This is a genomic window from Bradyrhizobium sp. CAR08 (genome assembly GCF_052871955.1).
In genome coordinates, this window is record NZ_JBIXJX010000044.1 from 1 (window position 1) to 15,389 (window position 15,389).

Consider the following 15,389-nt stretch of genomic DNA (forward strand, 5'->3'; position numbering starts at 1 on the left):
CCGGCAATCCGCCCGAAAGACCTGAGCCCGTGGCGCTGTGGACATGCCGCTGCGCTTGGACAACGCAATCGCGTTGCCCACATGCCCACAGCAACCGCAGAAGAAGAAAAACAGGTTGAAGTCGCGATTCCAGATTGACCACGCGGCTTGACCGATGCCAGAGAACCAGCCGGCCAGAACGCCTCGCCGCTGGGCGAGATCAAATCGGAAAGGTGGGCGACATCGTCTCGGAATCCACGGGCGACTTCATATCGGTACGCCTGGGCGACTTCGTCGGAATCCGCATGCAGCCGACAGTGATGGCGATGCTCGAGTGCTACGAACCTTCGCTCGTCGCTTGGCGCATCCTTTCGCGCGCAGCCGACGCTTTTATGATTGTCGATGACGAGGACGCCGTCGGGGTTATGAACCGTTTGGCCAATCCCCGGGACGGTGATCCGGCTATCGTTGCAGGCGAAAGTGGCGGGGTTGGTCTGGCAGGGTTGCTGAAAGTTGCTGCCGATTCGACCTTGCGCGCTTGATTGGTCTTGAACCTGACGCACGGGTCTTCCTCATCAATACCGAGGGCGCGACGGATCCTGGCGCTTACGAACAGCTCGTGGGTCAGTCTCTATCGCAAGTGGTCAGGAGAAGCTTGGAGGCCTAGACGCTCATGATCCGCGGCCCGTTCGGTGAACTCGTGACGGGGACGAAAGCCCAAGAGAAGGCCAAGAACGAAGGCATCCAGCGATTGATCCTACGATTGAAATCCGCCGCAGATTTCTGCTTCCAACGAGGCCCGTACGCACGTTTTCGGCACAAAAGGCATGGCTTTGCCGTCTTGCCGCAAGAACAAGCGCTATGACTTTGGCGCTTTGCAGTCCAAACGCGTTCGCCTCATCGAATGATACAACAGCTTCATTTTCTTCTTGATTCGGCACACCGGCTATGAGCCGTTTCATAATTGCGATACAGCTCTCCGGGTAATCTGTCGATATGCGTGGACTCCTGATCGTTCTCACGGCTTTCGCGATCATGTTGGCGGCACGCGGCCACCACCAAAGCGCGTTCATGCCGCGCCCGACGGCGCCCATGCCACCCGCCAATGTGCCCTAACGCCACGAGGTATCTGTCGGGTACGCGGTTGCCTGCGAGCGAACGCAGGGCAGATCGGGCCGGCAACAAGGGACTGCTAGGCTGATTTCGGCGCATTCTTCAGATAGACGACAGCGCGACGTCCCGCAGAGGTCAGCTCCCCCAGAGTCGTTTTTCCCGCCCGCACCGCTTGGATCAGTTGCTCAGCGACATATCGACGGCTCTCGTGGTCACCGCCATTCGGCAGTCCCGCACAGACCTGATCCAAGACCAGGCCCATATTCGCTTGAACCTCTCCCGTAAATTCGCTCACGCTCCATCTCTCCTTTCGAGGGATAATGCGATAAGGCTAGTGCCCTCTTTGCACTCGGTATAGCGCACATTTGTCGAGCGGTTAAAAGCCTCTCGCGTGCAGAAGTGAATTCATGGTTTGACGCGGCTTGGTATCCTCGCAATTCGCGCGGCGCTTGCGTTCGAAACGATCGCGCCGCGTTCGAATCGTCTCATTGCGAGGAGGACGGAATCGTCCCGTACGGCTCGGATTTCCGGGCTCTCGCCAACCGCATTTCCCTGAGCGAGCCTCACGCGGGCGCTATGGTCCTCACATGGGCGGCCATGGCCCTCTGGTTCGGCGCGGGCGGCCGTTGCGCCGCAGTTCACGCGAGACTGTCGAATCAGCCCGCCCCAGGCGACGTCCAATCTGTTGGATCGATTGGCCCTGCACCTTGAGAGGCGCGATCTCTTCGCGCTCTACCAATGAGAGCTATTGCCCCGAGACAGCTTTTGCCGAAGATCTGAACATCGCTGGTGGCATGTCGCCCGCCTTTCGGAATAATCTGCTTCCGCGGTAGGTCGAGGGGGCGATCGGCAACATCTTGCAGATCGGCTCGACCCCACGCGCCGCACGATCATCCTCGATGCGATTATGGCTTGGACCAGCGGTCGAGCTCCGCCGTCGCAAAACTGGCGCTTGCCTTGCGCAGGATCTCGTTGGCTGGCGACGCTCGCGGTTCTTCCGGTCCGGAGCCTTGGTCTTCTCGGCCAGTTCGGTCGGAACGCCGGCCCGCTGCCCACTGTCGATCTCGACCTTCTTGACTCAGTCATGCAAGGTCTGCGCGTGCAGCCAATCTTGGCCGCAATGGAAGCCACCGTCGTCCAGCGCGACCTGTGCTCGTTGGCCTGATACAGAGCTATACGAACCCCTCGGGCTCGGGCCTCGGGTGAACATTTGTCGTCGTCTTTGCTTGTCATGGCTCCACCTTCTCAAGACTTGGAGCCTCCGCCAAACCCGCGGCGGCGGTTTAGATGGGCGCTCAATCCTGCAAGCGCTCAAACGCTGACGGCGCGATTTGAGTGAGTTGTGCTGTCAAGATGCTCTGGTCTACTCAGCTTCTGGCGGAGCGATCCGTTTGCAACCACGGAAGCACAAAACGAGGATGCCCGCCGGAACGCGGCGAACTGTCGCTCGATCTTGCTGGAAAAGTGCACTCTGCCCCGAGACCAGCAGGAATTATCCGGCTCGTTTGAATAACAATGCCGAGATTGGCCAGAAAGGGAAGCGCAGCGGCGATTGCCGATCTCTATCCCTCGCCGCAGAGGTCGTTCATGGGCAGTCATGATCTTGTCTCCAGCAGTTTCCTCGGGCTGACCGGAGCCGGATTTGCGCTACTCTGCTCGAGCCTGCTTGTCCTCGTCTTCACATGAAGTGAGCCCCCTCGTATGGCCCGTCTGGTCATTCAGTTCATCGACTGGACGGACTGCTTCCCTAGACTTTGAAACGCTGGCCCGGCTCCAGCAGGCCGTGATGAGTATCGTAGCCGCCCGGCCGAAATCTCGACGCGATAGCGGCCCCTGCCCGCAACCTTCGAAACAACCGTAAGCCCGTCACGCAACGCCGGTGAACTTACCTAGAGAACTGGTCTCCAGAAAGTCGTTGTCCCCAACCGCCGGCTCTGAACGGCGTGACAGTGTTGAAGGTCGGCCGCAGCCGAGACTAACCTGGGATCTGCACCGGCAGTGCGGAATAACCGTGCACAAAATTCGATTGAACTCGCTCCGGTTCGCCGACCACATTTACCTCCAAACATCGATTCAGCATCTCCTCCCACAGGATTTTCAGCTGCAGCTCGGCAAGGCGCCTACCCACGCAGCGATGAATCCCAAATCCGAAAGAGAGATGTTGCCGTACATTTTCCCGATCGATGATGAAGCTGTTGGCTCTCGCAATGACCTCGTCATCTCGGTTGCCAGAGATGTACCACATCACAACTTTGTCGCCTCGCCTGATTCGCTTGTGGCCTATCGTGAAATCGTCCACAGCGGTCCGGCGCATGTGTGCAATGGGGGTTTGGTATCGTATAATCTCGGATACCGCGCCGGACACCAGCGAAGCATCATCCCGGAGTTTTCGCATTTCGGATGGATTTTGGCTCATGAACAAGACGCCCCCGGTAATTGAGTTGCGCGTAGTATCGTTACCTCCAACAATCAGCAGTATGAGGTTGCCCAGGAACTCGCGGGGCTCCATGTTTCGGGTCGCCGGTGAATGCGCCATCATCGAGATCAGGTCACCGCGCGGCTCACAATTGACCCGTTCGCTCCAAAGCCGCGTAAAATAGTCCAGGCACTCCGACAGCACCACCTTTCGCTTTTCCCAGCTGTCGATCTGGTCGCCCATTTGTGGAGTCAAGGCAGCTACGTCCGACCAGTAGGTCAGCAACCACCGATCCTGAAATGGAAAATCGAACAGCGTGGCCAGCATTTGGGTCGTCAACTCGATCGAGACCCTGTCGACCCAGTTGAAGGTATCGTTGCGCGGCAAACCGTCCAAAATCTTCTGAACCCGCGAGCGGATCAAGCCTTCAAGATTTGCCAAGTTCTCCGATGCCGCTATCGGACTGATAGTCTTACGCTGCTGAGCGTGGAGAGGAGGATTCATTTTGATAAAACTGGGGGTCCAATACTCCTCCGGCGGGTCGACTATTGTGACGCTTCGCTCTGATGAGAATGTTGTGTGATTTGAGTCCACGGCTATGATGTCGCGGTATTTTGTTATCGACCAATATGGTCCATATGGGCTGTTTTCGCAATAATGGACGGGATCCTCCCTTCGCAGCCGCTCGAAATAAGGCCAAACGGTATCATCCTCGAAGCGCTTGGGCTCGCTTACATCAAGGCGACTCAGCGGGATATCAGTGCTCTCGCGGGCGCTTTCTGTCGATAACGCTGTCATGATTGTCTCGCTGACATTGGCCTGCAATTTTGCTGGATCAGCTGAGTGCGCTGTCTAGAGTTCGCGGGGAAGCTTGCTCGAACACGACGAGCTTGGGCGGTGCACTAACGATGTGTCACGCATGTTCATGGCTGGACTTCGCGCGAGCTCCGAAATCTGAAATCATGTTACGGACTTTGGTTCGGTCCCTGCCGACGAAGAATAATGGAAAGGCGAGCGAAGCTCCCCTATCAGGATTGGGAGGCGCGCGGACGTGCCCTTTGTGGTAGTCAACATCAAGCCGCAAGCACTCGCCGCTGTGGCACCCAGCCGCTTATCGTCATTTTCTCGAGCAGGCAGCCCCTTTGCCACTCGACCACTTACATTGCGCGAGGCGACGGACGTCCGAACTGGCAACAAAGTATCTTCCATGCGCTGGAATAGAAGAGAATTGGCACAGCTGAAACAGCTCCGGTCCGAGGGGACAAAGTGCCGCGCAGATCGCGGGTCATCTCGAGTGCAGTCGCAACACCGTCTGCGGCAGGCTGACTCGGTTTGGGTCTCACTCGAGGTCACAAGCCACCAACAGCAAAACCCAAGATTAGATCGGTCCCCTAGCGAGAGCCGACGTTGATGGCTGCCCGCCGCGATCGCGTCCGAAAGAAGCTGCCGCAAAAGGCGCTAGAAACGCGGCCTCAGGAAATGAGCAAGCGGCATCTTTACGCCATCCTAGCTGAGGCGGTCAGGAATACCGTCTACAGCTATCGGCGGCGCGATCTCCCGGGTCTAGGCCGCCGTAGTCGGTTCATTCGGGCTATTTGGTTTCGCGCGATTTGTGCCTATCCGACGAACAGTGGCGTCCAGTAGAACGTTCGCGGCAGGAGGACTCGATCGTACATCAATTCATCCAATTTCAAGAGGCCGGATGCGCTGAATTGGAGAGAAGAGAGCGTTCTGCTTATTGAGCCTCGTTTTTCGGGTATGCGTTTTTGGGAAGCGCCCGGCGTCCTCGTTTGCGCCGGTGTTTGGAACTTTCGGCACAACGCCGCGCCCAACGAACTACACAAGCCCGGGTGAAGCCGCTTGATCCTCAACCACTTTCGATATCTGCGACCGACGTGTGGAGAGCTGGACTGGGACTGAACACTCGACAAATCATCGAGGTACGACGTGTCCGGGGGTGAGCCCGGTGGTGCTCCGACTGTGATCGGACCTTCTGGGTTTAGACGAAGGCGCGAGTTTCCTCGCCGGCTTCGATAGATTTGAGCTGACGGTGGAGATGAAACGGAAGAAGGTGAAGTGGTGAGTACCAGATAGCTCCACTATTCGATCGCTCGCCCGTTCTCCCGAAAGAACCTCGGATAGAATGGCCTGTGGTCGGGCGGCGCCATGCTTAGCGTTGGAGCGGCTTGACGAGCTGCCCTCGCGAGATATTGCCTGACGTCGCTTAAAAGGTCGGCTCCTGCGGTGCGCAGATACACGAAAACGGCTACCACCAACGTAGGTGCCTTGACGTCTGTGCAAAACCGGCGGCGCCTCTGAGGCGGCCGGCTGTTCAATTGCACCCATCCGTTCTCGCTCACCCACCCGGCTCATTTCCTCACGCCAGCTGCGCGAGAGCCGCCGATAGGAAACGTTTCGCTCGTAGCAATATTGCCGCCGAGTAACGGACGCACGAAAGGACTTCTTCCGCGAGGGATCCATGAAGATGCCCACCGACAATCCCTTCATTGGCGAATTTCACTACATACCGGGGCGGAGCCAAGCGGACCCATTATTCCTGGACCGATGGGGAATACGCCATGCAGAATCAACTACCAACCTTGTCAGTTGATGGAGAATACCGGACTGTATCAATGTTTTTCATTGAACCTCGCACGAGTCAAATCGTGGAGCAGTTCGAGCTCTAGCAGCTTAAACGGCCCTGGTGGGTGTCTCGTTGCCGAAGATCAAAGATTATCGAGGCGGACGAATTGGGGACCAGAACTTGTTCTCTGTGTCCGAGGGGAGCGGATTGTTATCCGACAGCGCGCTTCTTCGGCAGATCGGCCGTCACGCAAGCTCCCAATTGCCTAGCGACAGTCCCGATCGGCCTTGGCAAGCAAAGGGATGCAAGACAATTCGCTTGCGACGGAAAACTTCGTAAACATGGGATAACAATCCTTGCAGACCTCGATCTTAAGCACGTATTACGATGCTCGCCTTCCTTGGTACACCATCTATCCAACTGTAGCCCAGTTCTCCAAAGCAGTCGGCGGCGACGCCTGTGAGAGATGGCTGCAGCAGCTGCCGCTTGATCAATCGGTGTCGCTCTATTTCCACATTCCGTTCTGTCGATCGATTTGCTGGTATTGTGGCTTCGCTCGAAGCATCACTCGCCGGCATTCTCCTATCCTCGACTTTTTGGGGGTTCTTCGTAGGGAGATCGATTTGGTCGCGGCGCAGGTTGCGCAACCGCTGCCTGTGAGCGACGTCCACTTCGGCGGTGGAACGCCGACCCTCATCGAGCCAACGGAATTCCGGCGGCTGATGGAGCTTCTGCGCCGCCGCTTTGCGATTTCGAACACGGCCGCCATTGCTGTTGAGATCGACCCGCGCACGTTCACGCTCGCCACATGCGAAGGATTGGCGGCTGCCGGCGTGAACCGCGCGAGCCTCGGCGTCCAGAGCTTCGATCCAATTGTCCAAAAAGCCATCAACCGGGTCCAGAGTGAGGCACAAACAGAGCGCGTTGTCCAGTCGCTGCGGCAGCATGGAGTAATGCGCGTCAACTTCGACCTCATCTACGGGCTGCCAAATCAGACGGTGCAGTCCTGCGTTCAGACCGCGACAACGGCGCTGGCAATGCGACCAGACCGGCTTGCGGTGTTCGGCTACGCGCACGTTCCTTCCTTCAAGAAGAATCAGCGCCTGATCGACGAGGCAGCGCTGCCAGACAGCCATGCCCGTGCAGAACAAGCAGCCGCGATGGCCAATACACTGACTGCAGCGGGCTACCGCCAGATCGGACTCGACCATTTCGCCTTGCCGCACGATGAGCTCGCGCTGGCGCAGAAAGCCGGTCGCCTGCGGCGGAATTCACTCGGTTACTCGGCCGACACCTGCAATAAAGTGATCGGCTTCGGACCGTCGGCGATCGGCCGGCTTGGCGAGGGCTACGTCCACAACGAAGTTACAGCGGGGTCCTACAGCGGCCAAATCAACGCCGGCCGTCTGGCGACGTCAAAGGGATACTGTCTCAGCCTTGAAGACCGCGTCCGGGCCACGATCATTGAGCGGCTAATGTGCGATTTCGAGGTGGACGTGCCGGCAATTTGCGTTGCTCATGGATTTGACCCGGTCGGTTTGCTCGGTTCAGGCGAACGCTTGGCAATGCTGGCTGAGGATGGGATCGTCGAAATGGAAAAGGGATTCCTCCGCGTGAGGCCGGAGCATCGTTTTCTCACCCGGGCTGTCGCAGCCGCATTCGATTGTTTCTTCGCGCCCCCCTCTGTTCATACCAGCCAACGCAATGATTGGATGAAATGAATCACGTTTTGCTGCACGCGCCAGGAAGCCTGAGGAATGCAGTCGCTCACCTGGCACACTCACAACCAGCTCCAAATCGCTCAACGACGCCGTGCGAAGCTGTGGGGCGGAGAGCCGCCCTGACCGCGCCGCAAAGACAAGCTGGACGCACTACTGCCGGGAAATGGACGCCCCGACAACAACGCTCCTCGCTAAAAGCAGCATGACCATACATCTCGACAAGCTTCATAGCCACGGACCTCGATGGGGACGACGATTGGGTGCGCGACGCCGCCAACCAACTGGAGATCGAGAACGGATCATCTTATGTCGTCGGAGATGATGACATCGTTTAGCGACTTCCGTATCGAAAACCCTCATCGAGCCCGTCCGGGTGGACAAGGACATCTGACCCTTGGCTCCGCCGGTGGCCGCCGAAATCATTCGTGATACGGCGCAAAGGATATTCGAGCGCCACAACTACAACCAGATCCGGCGGGATCACCGTCTTCGAAAAGATCGTTCCCTGTAAGAGCTTCGCGCGACGTGGATCGAAGCGAACGCCTAGAATTCGCCCGCCGACGCTGCGATACCGATCGGCCGTGAACGCCGGGGCTGTGGAGTCGAGCTACACATTAGCTACGATTCACGCAGCGACAGCCGACCTCCCGCTCAGTCAACTACCAAACCTAGCAATTGATGGAGACGACGGACACGTGCCAGTCAGTGGCGGTGAAATTCGCTCGGGCCACATAAGAAGTCGCCGCGCGATATAGATTTCATCGATCAATGGAGCTGATGGATGTTTTGCCTCGTCGTCCCCAGGTATCAAACTGTCTCCAATCGTGCCCTCCATCTTCCCATGAGAGCCACTCGAGGGTTTGTGGCGGCGAGCTTACGGGCCGCCAAGGATGTTAGCCCCTTCTGCCTGCCTGTGCTTCAACCCATCGACCGAGCTGCGAGCGGCGTTTCTTGGATCTGGCGTGTTGTTCTGCGAGCTCCGCTATTGCCGCTGCTCTCTGTTGAAAACAATTTTTCTTCGTTTTGGCAGAGGGTTTGTCGCAAGGTCCCTGGCCCTCCGTGTATCGGCCACCAATCTCTTGCTAGCGAACGCGCACACCGAGCAGCCCGCTAATGTCGACACCCTCCAGCAGAAGCTCGCCTTGATTAGCGATCGAGCGACTGGGTTGTTTTGCGCTGTGTACCCACGCGTGGGCCAAGCGGCGCCGCTGTGGTGATAGCGCGCAAGGTTGAGCGGTCTCGCTGACATAGAGAGGCCGCCTGGTGTCAAGCGTCTCCCACCACATTGAGGGACAGGATTTGACATCCGCTCTAGGCCGTCAGGTGGAAGTGCACTTCATTCAAATCGACGGGCGCGAAAATCACCATGCATCGTTGCGTTATAACGCCGCTATCCACGCAAGCATATCTGGCTGGCGTCGTTGCTTTCATGTCTGGACCAACTGCGAAGCCACGAGGTCGTATTGTCCTTTGTCTGATAGCTAGTCTCGCCAGCAGTTCGGCGGCGCCGAGTCGCGAGATCTCTGGCCCAAGAAGCCCCAGCCCCGATGAGCTCGATGAGGCAACAAGCAGAACAATTTCGGATCCGGCCATGACATTCCGACGCGGGCGGCCCAAGGGAGCAGCGCGCCTTTCTAGGAGCTCTTTGCCAAAAACAGCTACGACCACAATAAAGCGCGACGTTGCCATGGCGACGGCCAAGAGCAGAATTGAAAATCCGATCGACCCATTCGCAAAATTCGAGAAGCTTCGCGAAAGAGGTGGCGCTTTCACTGCTCCTGGTCCTGCGGACACGATAGATCAGGATACAGCTTCTGTCAGATCCCAATTTTCGGATCTCGGGATTGGATTTGCTGGCTGGACGCTAAACACGTTTGTCGACAATGAACTCGGCAACGCCGCCAGAAGCACCATCGCCAATCAGCAATATGTCGGCCAGAATCCGACATTTAGTACCGTCAACTCTATGATCGTGACTTATGATCTCGCTCGGTTTGGAATTCCCGATGGTCAGATCGTGGTCGGAGCCGAGCATCAACACTGGACATGGCAGAGCGCTGGGCCAGATCGGCTGGGCCTCAATGCAGTTTCTTACTATCAAACGCTATTCGACAGAAGGATCGAACTCAAACTGGGCTACCTCAGGAACCAACATGAGTTTGCGGGCGCTGGAGACAAAGTGTTTGGACCCTCATCGAGAATGCTGTTCCAAGCCGGCATGAGCAACAATTGGGCGCCAACGCCGGCTCTTAATCTGAAGTACAATTTTGATGATCGCGTATATAACAAACTCTCAATCCAGCGCTCGGTCAGTCCAGCAGGACAATATGCGCATGTAAGCGAGAATCCCACTGGCTTGAACTGGAGCACGCGCGACGCAGGCATTCTTTTGCTTGATGAGCTTTCCTACAGGAACAAGCCCACTCCGGGTGTAATGGAGACTTGGCTGCGGGCTGGCGCGGGCTTCAACAACAGCAGCTACACGGACCTGCAGCATCCGACAGAAGCGACGACCAAGGCGAACAGCGTCTACTATGTAGGTGCGGACAGGCAATTCTGGCAGTCTGCCGTCCATGGCTCGGCATTTCGCGGAGTCTATGGCGGGCTCTCTGCAATGTATGCTCCGCCTGACCTAAATAGAGCTAGTCAATACTACGAGATTCGCGTTTATGCGAAGGGCCTATTGGACAGCCGGCCCACAGATCAGATGAGTCTTGTTGTCAGCAATACCATCTGGAGCCATGTCGCGGTGGACGCTGCACTGGCAAAAGAGCAGCTGGCGCACCGCGACAGTACAGCAATTTCAGGACTGTACACGGCGCATCTGGCGCCCGGGATATATACAACCGTAGGACTGACCTACATCAATCACCCGATAAGCATTACCTACACACCGCAAACCGGACACGCCCTGAATATATTAGTATCTACGTCGGTATTCTTCTAAGGGCTCAGGACTGGGCGTGAATTCACCGGCATGTAGTCGAAATCACAATCGTTCCCTTTCAATGGCTTGGGCCGGTCGTCGCGGCGTTTTGCTATCTCTGTGCTCCTGGCGCAAGGCCGGGTACCGCGTGAATTTAGGCATGTCCAGGTAGCCTGCTGTTGGGAATGGTAGCTTGGAGCCTTTGCTGGTTCGGTCTAGAGCGATAGACCGGCGCCGTATCGCGCAAAAGTCGTATCCTCTTGCGGCAGCGACATTGCTTCTCGTTAGCTGCTCCTGCAACTCGTCAGACTCGCGTCCGAGCTCTTACTCTGCCATGGCAACGCCGAAATCGTGCCCTCGGAGATTCCCGCGAAAGAGACTTGGTAAGTGGAACCGCGACACAGATGCCAAAATTCAGCCAACTCCGGCAGTCGCGCTCTGTCTGTCCGACGGTCGTGCCGTCGTCCGAAGGGCGATGCGCAAGGTTAGCGGAAACGCACCCCCGTCCGTGGGAAAGTCAACCGGACGCGGCCGGATGACTTGCGCCACTCGGCGCTGAATCATTTTCGGCCGCACGAGATGAGCTTGAGCATCTTACTTCAGCAAGGAGGTCGCCTCCCGGGTCTGCGCGCGCGTTAGCTCCTCCCATCCAATTGCGCGTGGCGTTCTGCTCCGCTTAACTTCTCTTTGCAAACATCTATTCGCGTGAACATGCGACAAGGCCAGTGCATCATGTGTATTTGCCGCGCCCTGCTAGGCAACTTTCGTGGACGGGTGCTTCGTCGTCTTGAGGCGCGTCACACTGCATCGACCATCGACACTGACGGGCGCGTCACCATCGAGTGTGGCACGACGAACGACGCGATGCTGGTCACCGTAATCGTTAACGGCATAATGCTGTGTTGCGCGGTTGTCCCAAATCGCGACATCGCCTTCTTTCCAGGTCCAGCGCACGGTATTTTCGGGCGCCGTGATATAGGACTGGAATAGTTGAAACAGCTTCTGGCTGTCGCGTTTTGGGATATCAATAAACCTTTGCACCAAATCGCCGAGCACCAGCGCGCGCTCGCCGGTCTCGGGATGTACACGGACCACCGGATGCTCCGTCTCATAGATCGTTTTGGTAAAGACCTCATCAAAATGCTTCTGATCGATTTCGCGAACACGGCAGGTCCCGGCGTAGTCGAAGGCGTTGCTGTGAACGGTCCAGAGTTCGTCGGCAAGCCGTTGGAGCGGCCGCGGCAGATCCAGGTACGCCGCCACAGCATTCGACCAAATCGTATCGCCGCCGGACGATGGGATCACAATAGCTCGCAGCACCGCAGCTTTGGGATAAGCCGCTAGAAAGGTTCCATCGGTGTGCCATACATCGGCTCGGCTACCTCCACGTGCGGAATCGAGCTCGATGATCGAGGTCGTTCCATTGATCGTACCGAGTGTCGGATGCGGCACCAGCTTTCCCAAACAAGCGGCAAAGCGCTCCTGCTCCGCGTCATCAAGATGCCGCTGATCGCGGAAGAAGATCACTTTATGTTCGAGCAGCAGGCTATTGATTGCAGCGACGGTTTGGCTCGGCAAATCACCCGAAAGTTTGATATCTCTGATTTCAACACCGATGCGCGCGGCGCGCTTGACGACGTCGGTCGCTGGAATGACACGCTCGGTCGAAGCCGTTTCTTTCATTGCAATTTTTTCCAAGTTTTGCGGATTGTTCAAGCAGACGAGGGCGCATCTCACTCGCTTCGATGACGAACCTCGCGCTGCGGGTACTCTTGAGCAAGCACCATGCCAGTCGGACACGAGCTGTGAACGTCAGGTTGATGATCCGAACAGGCCAGGAGCTGGATGGAACCTCCAATCCTCTTGCAATCCGAACCCGCAAATACACCAGAGGTGAAAACTCTGAGGCTAGCGCCCCGGTCCGGGGCGAAAGGCACGCAAACACCGAGCGGAATTGTACCGCTCGGTACCCGAACAGATAGGCGCCATACGGCCTTCGTGCAACTTTGAGCAGCGAGCCGTGCGTGCCGTTCTCGTCCAGTATGGCACCTGCCCAACTGTTTGCAGCAATCGGCCAAATACGGGCCGCGTCTGCGAACGAGCCATCACCGGCTCTGAAGGTGTCCGGGACCCGCCCTGGCCGCGATCACTACCGGAACTTCATCCGCTGGAAATGGAAGAGGAATAGATTACCTTGGAAGAGACCCAAACGATTGAACTACGATTTCATCCAGGCGAAAGCCATTGACCCGCGGCACTGGGATCGCGAAGTTCTCGATGCACCGACGTCCGAGGGCGGTGAGGCAGATGCTCGGCATTGTCCCGGTGGCTTTGCCCAAGACGGCAAAGATATGTCCACTACCGGTCGTTATAGGTGTTTCAATGTTGTCGAAGTAATTACCCTCGACGAGTGCATGCACAGATGATTCAGCAACCACTGCATGGAAAAATCCGCCGCTGTGTTGCGCATTCGTGCTGTGGAAGTAATTGTTAACGAGAGGGATAATGGCCTGCGCACCGTCAATGTGCGGCGCCCGCCCCGAGGTCTCATGAAAATTGTTATTTGCGATAGTGATCGTCTCCGGGACACCAAGAAACAGGAGGTTCCAATAGTGCTCCCCCGTTACGATAGGAGGAATAGATATCGCTGCATCGAAGTCGTTCCGGGAAAGCGTAATATTCGTCGTGGGGCCAAAGCCGCCGGCAATCATCTGACGCCCGATATTGTGAAATCGGTTGTGATCGATCCACACCAGGTCGGCTCGTGCAATTGCAATAGCATCGCCGGCAAATATCACGCCTTCATTGATATCACTGATGGTCAGGTTGCGAATAACGACGTTGCTGACCCCATTCAGGCGCAGCCCCTTCCCTTTGATTGTAGCGGTCGAGCCAATGCCGATCACCGTTTTGTTCGAGGCAATTTCCAGCGGGCGCTTGCCGGCCTGTCGAATACGACCGACGTCTTCTCCTTGCCATCGCAATGCGCGTCGTTTCCATCGATAAGAAGGAGGGACTCACGCTTGTAAGGTGCCGAACAGGCACGGCCGTATTGGCACCCCTGCCCTTCGCCTCGCCCCTCCGTACCGGCAAAGTCTATGGTTCCGATTACCTGGGTCTCGGGCGGACTATCTTCATTGCACTGGCCGACGCTGTACTACCGACCTAACTCATAATTCCGAGCTTGGTTGATCTGACTTGAACTATCTCGCTTCCCAGCCCGCCCGTCGCTGCAGAGCCAAAGCCCATGATGGCCTCCGATCGCACATCGTTCGGTCCGAGGAGGGACGAGACGCCGAGGACGGCAGCAAGTCCGCCGAGCACGCGCAACGAACGCTTGATGTGCTCCATCGTGTGTTTCATAGGCATATGATGCTCTCTCTTACCTCCGCAATTCCGCACGACAACTTGAATTTTCGAGCCGAAATGCTGAGCTAGACGGGACCATCAGCATGCGGCGTTAACGCCATTAGATCGTCGTCAATAAGGCAGGCTGGTAACATCCGAAGCATGCTAAACAACAGTCGAGGTGTGCAGCCGCAGGCACCGTGCCAGATGGAATCGACCTAGGTAGCCATTGAGCGGCTCACGACTGATGAAAACAGCGGTCAATGCTTCGAGAGCGCGGCCAGAATGAAAGCAAGATCCTATCCCATGTTTCACCGTAACGCGCACGGCTGGAAGGCAACGGCGGGACCAGCTTGCAACCGCGCTCTTTGATTTGCGCCTTCGACGCTTGATGGGCTAGCTGCCCTAACGCCCCGGAATGCAACTACCAAACCTGGCTGTTCCTGTGATCCCGAATGAGGCGTACCGCAGTTCAAATCGTGAGACGCCCGGCTTCCATCGGGCTGCCTAGGAGCTTCACTGATGTACACGCCGTCCTGCTTCCAAGTCCTCGATATCGCCGACCTTCAACGGACAATGCGCGAGGCACGGACAGCGACACTGGTCACCGCCACTCACGAGGGGCTTGTTGGAACGTTGCTGCCCGTAGTACTCGACGAGAGCGCAGGCTCGATGGGCACGATTTACGCGCACGTGGCGCGTGCTAATCCGCAGTCGAAGCTGACCCCAACCGGAGAGGGGATGTTAATTTTCGCTGGGGCGGAGGCGTATATCAGTCCTTCATGGTACGTGACCAAGCACCAGGGAGGCGAGGCCGTACCAACGTGGAACTATGTCGCTGTGCATGCCTACGGACAAGTTGAGTTCTTCGAGGATTCGGATCGGCTCCGAGAGGTAGTCACGCGGCTGACCGATGTACATGAGCGCTCAAGCAAAGACCGCTGGGCGGTCTCGGACGCACCTGCCGATTTCATCAAGGCGGAGCTCGAGGGGATTATCGGCCTGCGATTGCAAATTACACGGCTAGATGGCACACGGAAGATGAGCCAGAACCGCAATGCCGCGGATCGCGCCGGCGTCATCGAGGGCTTGTCCAAGAGCGAACGTGAGGAAGACCGTCGTGCGGCTCACCTCATTCCGAAAGGATGACGAACCCGATCGACATATTGTAAATGGTCGTCCGTGAACAAGGCTCTAAGCGATTGAGCAGGAGTCAGTTTTCCGGTTGGGGCGGCATTTGAGATTGCAGGGATTGGGGGCTTGAGGCCCCCAAACCTTGCAATTTTCGTTTGTGGATTCCCT

At 57.1% G+C, this 15,389-nt stretch carries 7 protein-coding genes, 3 pseudogenes and 1 other annotated feature; of the genes and pseudogenes, 4 read left to right on the plus strand and 6 right to left on the minus strand.

The window, feature by feature from the left end:
* Positions 1 to 287 precede the first annotated feature (287 nt).
* Positions 288 to 646 (plus strand): annotated as a pseudogene (locus tag ACIPUD_RS39075) (diaminopropionate ammonia-lyase); the annotation flags it as partial.
* A 525-nt stretch (positions 647 to 1,171) separates the two neighbouring features.
* Here the strand turns inward: ACIPUD_RS39075 and ACIPUD_RS39080 are convergent.
* The 4 genes and pseudogenes from ACIPUD_RS39080 to ACIPUD_RS39095 all read right to left on the minus strand — a co-directional run bounded on the left by ACIPUD_RS39080 (position 1,172) and on the right by ACIPUD_RS39095 (position 4,306).
* A complete protein-coding gene (locus ACIPUD_RS39080) occupies positions 1,172 to 1,387 on the minus strand; it encodes a hypothetical protein (protein WP_085348737.1) in 216 nt (71 codons plus the stop codon).
* Between the two features lie 318 nt (positions 1,388 to 1,705).
* Positions 1,706 to 1,918: pseudogene (locus ACIPUD_RS39085) on the minus strand (helix-turn-helix domain-containing protein); the annotation flags it as partial.
* Positions 1,919 to 1,921: 3 nt separating this feature from the next.
* Positions 1,922 to 2,325: pseudogene (locus ACIPUD_RS39090) on the minus strand (IS3 family transposase); the annotation flags it as partial.
* Positions 1,931 to 2,043 (minus strand) — a sequence feature (AL1L pseudoknot). (Overlaps the previous pseudogene by 113 nt.)
* 742 nt (positions 2,326 to 3,067) lie before the next feature.
* Positions 3,068 to 4,306, minus strand: coding sequence for a cytochrome P450 (locus ACIPUD_RS39095; RefSeq protein WP_446482890.1), 1,239 nt, complete (start codon positions 4,304 to 4,306; stop codon positions 3,068 to 3,070).
* A 2,142-nt stretch (positions 4,307 to 6,448) separates the two neighbouring features.
* On the opposite strand from ACIPUD_RS39095, the gene hemN reads away from it, so the two are divergent.
* Together hemN and ACIPUD_RS39105 are read left to right on the plus strand one after the other, a co-directional pair.
* On the plus strand, positions 6,449 to 7,813 hold the full coding sequence (gene hemN / locus ACIPUD_RS39100; RefSeq protein ID WP_446482891.1) for an oxygen-independent coproporphyrinogen III oxidase: 1,365 nt from the start codon (positions 6,449 to 6,451) through the stop codon (positions 7,811 to 7,813).
* Between the two features lie 1,687 nt (positions 7,814 to 9,500).
* On the plus strand, positions 9,501 to 10,760 hold the full coding sequence (locus ACIPUD_RS39105; protein ID WP_446482892.1) for a carbohydrate porin: 1,260 nt from the start codon (positions 9,501 to 9,503) through the stop codon (positions 10,758 to 10,760).
* A 732-nt stretch (positions 10,761 to 11,492) separates the two neighbouring features.
* Here the strand turns inward: ACIPUD_RS39105 and ACIPUD_RS39110 are convergent.
* Positions 11,493 to 12,422, minus strand: a complete 930-nt coding sequence (locus ACIPUD_RS39110; protein WP_446482893.1) for a TauD/TfdA dioxygenase family protein — start codon at positions 12,420 to 12,422, stop codon at positions 11,493 to 11,495.
* A gap of 506 nt (positions 12,423 to 12,928) precedes the next feature.
* Positions 12,929 to 13,723 carry a pectate lyase family protein gene (locus ACIPUD_RS39115; protein WP_446482894.1) on the minus strand — a complete coding sequence of 265 codons (795 nt, stop codon included), beginning with the start codon at positions 13,721 to 13,723 and terminating at the stop codon, positions 12,929 to 12,931.
* A gap of 886 nt (positions 13,724 to 14,609) precedes the next feature.
* On the opposite strand from ACIPUD_RS39115, the gene ACIPUD_RS39120 reads away from it, so the two are divergent.
* Positions 14,610 to 15,236, plus strand: coding sequence for an FMN-binding negative transcriptional regulator (locus ACIPUD_RS39120; RefSeq protein WP_446482895.1), 627 nt, complete (start codon positions 14,610 to 14,612; stop codon positions 15,234 to 15,236).
* Positions 15,237 to 15,389 lie beyond the last annotated feature (153 nt).

Coding starts and splice junctions, on each gene's coding strand:
- ACIPUD_RS39110 (WP_446482893.1), bottom strand. CDS start 12,422: ATGAAAGAAACGGCTTCGACCGAGCGTGTCATTCCAGCGACCGACGTC.
- ACIPUD_RS39120 (WP_446482895.1), top strand. CDS start 14,610: ATGTACACGCCGTCCTGCTTCCAAGTCCTCGATATCGCCGACCTTCAA.
- ACIPUD_RS39105 (WP_446482892.1), top strand. CDS start 9,501: ATGGCGACGGCCAAGAGCAGAATTGAAAATCCGATCGACCCATTCGCA.
- ACIPUD_RS39095 (WP_446482890.1), bottom strand. CDS start 4,306: ATGACAGCGTTATCGACAGAAAGCGCCCGCGAGAGCACTGATATCCCG.